The organism is Sneathiella sp., from assembly GCF_029233945.1.
In the GTDB taxonomy this organism is placed as follows: Bacteria; Pseudomonadota; Alphaproteobacteria; order Sneathiellales; family Sneathiellaceae; genus Sneathiella.
In genome coordinates, this window is the sequence record NZ_JARGOQ010000103.1 from 1 (window position 1) to 5,113 (window position 5,113).

Annotated in this window: 3 protein-coding genes; 2 read left to right on the top strand and 1 reads right to left on the bottom strand. The window is 53.8% G+C overall.

What is annotated here, in order from left to right:
• Positions 1-1,395 (top strand): DNA polymerase Y family protein (locus tag P1U71_RS17720; protein ID WP_301107004.1); only part of this gene is annotated, 1,395 nt, incomplete at its 5' end.
• A 3-nt stretch (positions 1,396-1,398) separates the two neighbouring features.
• Entirely contained in the window at positions 1,399-4,605 is a 3,207-nt protein-coding gene (locus P1U71_RS17725; RefSeq protein WP_301107005.1) for an error-prone DNA polymerase, read from the top strand.
• A gap of 306 nt (positions 4,606-4,911) precedes the next feature.
• On the opposite strand, the gene P1U71_RS17730 is transcribed toward P1U71_RS17725, so the two are convergent.
• Positions 4,912-5,113: hypothetical protein (locus P1U71_RS17730; RefSeq protein ID WP_301107006.1), on the bottom strand; the 202-nt coding region annotated here is incomplete at its 5' end.

Here is a 5,113-nt window from a genome sequence, read left to right on the forward strand (position 1 = left end):
CGTGTCTTTGTCTCGGCATTAAGCCGGAATGCCGGAAATATGGGGTTCGTGCCAGGCATGAGTCTTGCCGATGTGCGCGCTGCCGCACCTGATATGCTCTATTATGACGCAGACCCAATGCGGGATATGCGCTGCTTGCAGGGTCTGCTGCGCTGGACGAGCCGGTTCACGCCCCGCGTGTCCCGGGGTGCCGGGCATAACCTGTATCTGGATATCGCCGGCGCGAGCCATCTGTTCGGCGGCGAAGACGCTCTTCTGGACACAATAGAAACGCAGATGAAAAACTTCGGATTTACGGTCCGTCTTGCCCTTGCGGACAGTAAGGCTGCTGCTTGGGGCTTTGCTCATTTCGGGGAGACTAAAAGCAATATTAGGACGGAGATACTAGAAGGGGTGGCGAGCGAGTTGCCCGTTGAGGCGCTGCGGTTGTCCTATGCATCCACCGCGCTTTGTCAGAGACTGGGGCTCAAAAAAATCGGGGATTTGACCAAGCTGCCCCGCGTGGCCCTGACCAGCCGAGTAGGTTTGGAGGGAATAAGCCGGTTTGACCGGTTTTTTGGCCGAGCGACCGAGGTCACGGAATTTGCACGTCATAAAAAGCGGCTGATCGAGGAGATGCAGTTTTTTGATCCATTGGCGACCAATGCCGGGGTGGAGGCGGCGCTGGAACGGCTGCTTGAAAAGCTGTGCCAACGATTGTCCGGCATGCAGCAGGGGGTGCGCACGGCGCGATTGCAACTGGACCGGGTTGATCATGAGACCATGTCTTTCTCCATTCAGCTCACCCGTCCGAGCGTTGATACGACTATTTTGAAACGGCTGTTCCTGCATCATTTTGATCAGATCGATGTCGGCTTTGGCATTGATCGCCTGACCCTAATCGCGGAGCAGGTGGCACCGCTTTCCCGTCATCAACTCTCTCTGGAAAACAGCGATATCCAAAACCGGGAACAGGATAAGGAGAGATTGATCAATGAACTCTCAAACATGGTCGGCGCTCAGCATATTCAGCGGTTTTTTCCGTCCGATAGCCATATCCCGGAGCGGGCCTTCAATCGGCAGACCGCGCTTTACGCCACGCAATTCCAAAACTGGTGCCCTCCCTCCGGCAAGCGACCGCTTCGGATTTTAAAGAGGCCGGTGTCTGTTCTTCTGCGGGACGGCATTGAGAAGAGGGCACCTAAAACGGTTTTTTGGCAGGGGAAAGAATGTCATCTGACGCCGCTGTCGGGCCCGGAACGGATAGAGCCGGACTGGTGGCGGGATGACCCCGGCTGGCGGAGTGGCGCGCGTGATTACTGGTGGGCAAAAGCCGACTTCGGGGCGTTGCTCTGGCTCTATCGAGTGTCTGACGGGATGAAGACCCAATGGTTTGTTCATGGGCTGGGAAGCTGACAGATGCTCCGCTTCGCCGAACTTCACACCATAACGAATTTCACCTTTCTGGAGGGGGCGTCTCATCCGGAGGAATATGTGCGCCGGGCGAAGGAGCTGGGGCTGGAGGCAGTCGCCATCACGGACCGGAATTCTCTGGCGGGAATTGTCCGGGCCTATGCGGAAGCAAAAAAAATCGGGCAGCGGATTATCGTTGGCGCAGAGCTGCTCCTGTCCGATGGACAATGCCTGATCGCTCTGCCGACGGACCGGCAAGCTTATGGGCGGCTGTGTCGCCTGATCAGTTGCGGACGGCAGCGGACGGAAAAAGGGCAATGCCTGATCCATAAGGAGGATGTGCTGGAATGGGCGGCGGGGATGATCTTCATCTTGCAGGCACCGGCTGAGATGGATGATCATTTCGGGGAATGCCTGCGCTATTGGGCCGCAAAGCTTGGAACATCCCTTCATCTTGCGGTGGAAAACCTGCTGCTGGGCCATGATGAAGTGCGATTGGAACGGCTGCATAGGGTAGCCCATGCGCATAAAGTGCCGGTTGTTGCCACCAATCATGCCATGATGCATGTCCCGGAAAATCGCCCGGTCGCGGATATTCTGACCTGTATTCGCGAGCATTGCACCATTGATGCGGCGGGCACACGCCTGCAGAAGAATGCCGAGCGGCATCTGAAAGGCACGGAGGAAATGCTTGAGCTTTTTGCTGGCTACGAAGATGCGGTCAGACATAGCCAGGAAATCAGCCGGCGGATTACATTTTCTCTGGATGAACTTAAATATGAATATCCGGATGAAGTATCGAACGGGCAGGATCCGCAAATGGAGCTGGAGCGGCTCATTGACCAACATCTGCCAATTCGCTATCCGGCGTATTTATTCCCTCATGGCGTCCCGGAAAAGGTAACGGAGCTTGTCCAACGGGAGCTGGCGGTTATCAAGGCGCTAAATTATGCGCCGTATTTCCTCACCATTTATGACATCGTTAAATTTGCGACGGAACAGGAAATCCTGTGCCAGGGGCGGGGCTCTGCGGCCAATTCGGTGGTTTGTTATGTTCTGGGCATTACCTCCGTCTCGCCGGAACGGCTTGATATGGTGTTTGAACGGTTTGTGTCCATTGAGAGGAACGAGCCGCCGGATATTGATGTCGATTTTGAACATGAACGCCGTGAAGAGGTTATCCAGTATATCTATGAGAAATATGGTCGCCACCGCGCCGGCCTGTCGGCAACGGTGATCTGCTATCGCGCCCGGTCGGCAATCCGCGAGGTGGGCAAGGCGCTTGGTCTGTCGCAGGATACCTTGTCCTCCATGACCAGCCTCATCTGGGGCTGGTCGACATCGGATAAGGGAACAAGTCGCGCCCAGATCAAGGCGGCGGGGCTTGATCCGGATGATAGGCGGCTGGCGCTCTGTGCGGAGTTGAGCCAGAAGATCATGGGATATCCGCGCCATTTATCCCAGCATGTGGGCGGATTTATTGTTACCAAATCCCGCCTCGATGAAATCGTCCCCATCGAAAATGCGGCCATGGAAAACCGCACCGTTATTGAATGGGACAAGGATGATATTGATACTTTGGGAATTTTGAAGGTCGATGTTTTGGGGCTCGGGATGTTGTCCTGCCTTCGCCGGGCGTTCGAATTGATGAAAAGCCATTATGGCGCCTCCCATACGCTCGCCTCCCTGCCCGAAGGAGATGACGCGGTCTATGATATGCTGTGTCAGGCCGACAGCATTGGCGTCTTTCAGGTGGAAAGCCGGGCGCAGATGTCTTTCCTCCCGCGTATGAAGCCCCGCAATTTTTATGATCTGGTGATTGAGGTGGCGATCGTTCGCCCCGGGCCTATTCAGGGCGATATGGTGCATCCCTACATCCGCCGCAGGAACGGGGAAGAAAAAGCGGTTTACCCGTCAAAAGAACTTGAAGGTGTTTTGAGCAAAACACTTGGCGTCCCGCTTTTTCAGGAACAGGCCATGCGCATCGCCATTGTCGGGGCGAGGTTCACTCCCGGCGAGGCCGATCAGCTGCGCCGCGCCATGGCGACATTCCGCAAAATGGGAACTATCAATTCCTTCCGGGAGAAATTTATCAGAGGGATGAAAAAGAATGGTTATGAAATTGAATTTGCGGAGAGATGCTTCAAACAGATTGAAGGATTTGGTGAATATGGCTTCCCGGAAAGCCATGCGGCGTCTTTCGCGTTACTCGTCTACGCCTCGGCCTGGATTAAATACCACCACCCTGATGTTTTCGCCTGTGCCTTGCTGAATTCCCAACCGATGGGATTTTACGCGCCCGCGCAGATTATCGGCGATGCCCGAGAGCATGGCGTGACGGTGAAGTCGCCGGATGTCAATTACTCGGCATGGGACAGCATTCTGGAGCCGGGGGAAGGCGGCTTGGTGCTGCGTTTGGGGCTGCGGCAGGTCCGCAGCATGAAGGAGGAGGATGCGGACTGGATCGCCGCGGCGAGGCAGAACGGATATGTCACGGTGCGCGATTTATGGATGAGGGCCGGAGTAAAGCCCGCCTCCCTCAAACGGCTGGCAAATGCGGATGCCTTTTCCTCGTTGGGTCTGGATCGCCGTGAAGCGCTGTGGCAGGCGAGTGGGATCAAGGGCGAGAAGCCGCTACCTTTGTTTGCCTATGCGAGAGAAGATGAGCAAGGGATGGATCCGGATGTTATTTTGCCTAAAATGCATGTCGGTGAAAATGTTTTGCAGGATTACCGCTCCCTTCGTTTGAGCCTGAGAGATCATCCGCTCAAGCTTCTCCGTCCGCAGTTTCCGGGCACAGCGCAATCCAAATTTCTGCTGACAGTCCCCCATAAGCAGCGCGTGAGTGTGGCAGGACTTGTCCTTGCCCGTCAACGACCGGGCACGTCAAAGGGGGTGGTTTTCATGACCCTCGAAGATGAGGAGGGCAGTATCAACATTGTTGTCTGGCAAAAAGTTTTTGAGCGCTTCCGGCGCGCGGTGATGACCGGGCGGCTGGTCAAGATATCGGGTGTACTCGAACGCAAAGATATCGTTACCCATCTGATCGCGGATCACATTACGGACTATTCTTACTACCTGGAAAATCTGGATGATGAAGATTTCCTCAAAAAGCGATCCAAAGCCAAGCCAGTTAGCAGTAGCGCAGTGAATTTGCATAAGCATCCCCGCGATATGACAAAGGCGCTGTTTCCTTCCCGGGACTTTCACTAATTAAGAAAATGACTCCGCCTTCTGATCCGACTTACCATGCTGAGGTTAAGGATAAACTCGCAGATCAAGAGCTTTCCAAGATAGCGGCGTAGGCGGACATTCATCTGAATTATGTCGGTTTATCTTCTACTATTGCAGGTATTCAGTTCATATGTTATAGGAAAAATATAGGGTAAATTAGCCCAATCGACGGTATGAGAATCTTTTGATTAAATTTATAAATCAATTTTTAAGTGTATTATAAACATGAAATATAATCTTGATAATTTTTACCGAGACCTCCATCAACAAGCTTTTCCTGGCCAACTATATCATCGTCGTGCTGGTTTGTGTGAAGCTGAATCCGAGCGAACCACCGACGTTTTCTGAAAACAAAATCCCGGGTGATCGCCGCCGCGCAGCGATGCGGGCTGGGGAAGTTGTTCTCTTGTTCCTGATTTTCGTGATTTTGCGGCTATTCCCTGTTTTATCCCTGATAATACCGAATGCCATGTGTTGATGATCGTGA

What these genes read in the sequence shown, in the direction of transcription:
- P1U71_RS17725 (WP_301107005.1), top strand. Translation starts at nt 1,399, where the DNA reads ATGCTCCGCTTCGCCGAACTTCACACCATAACGAATTTCACCTTTCTG.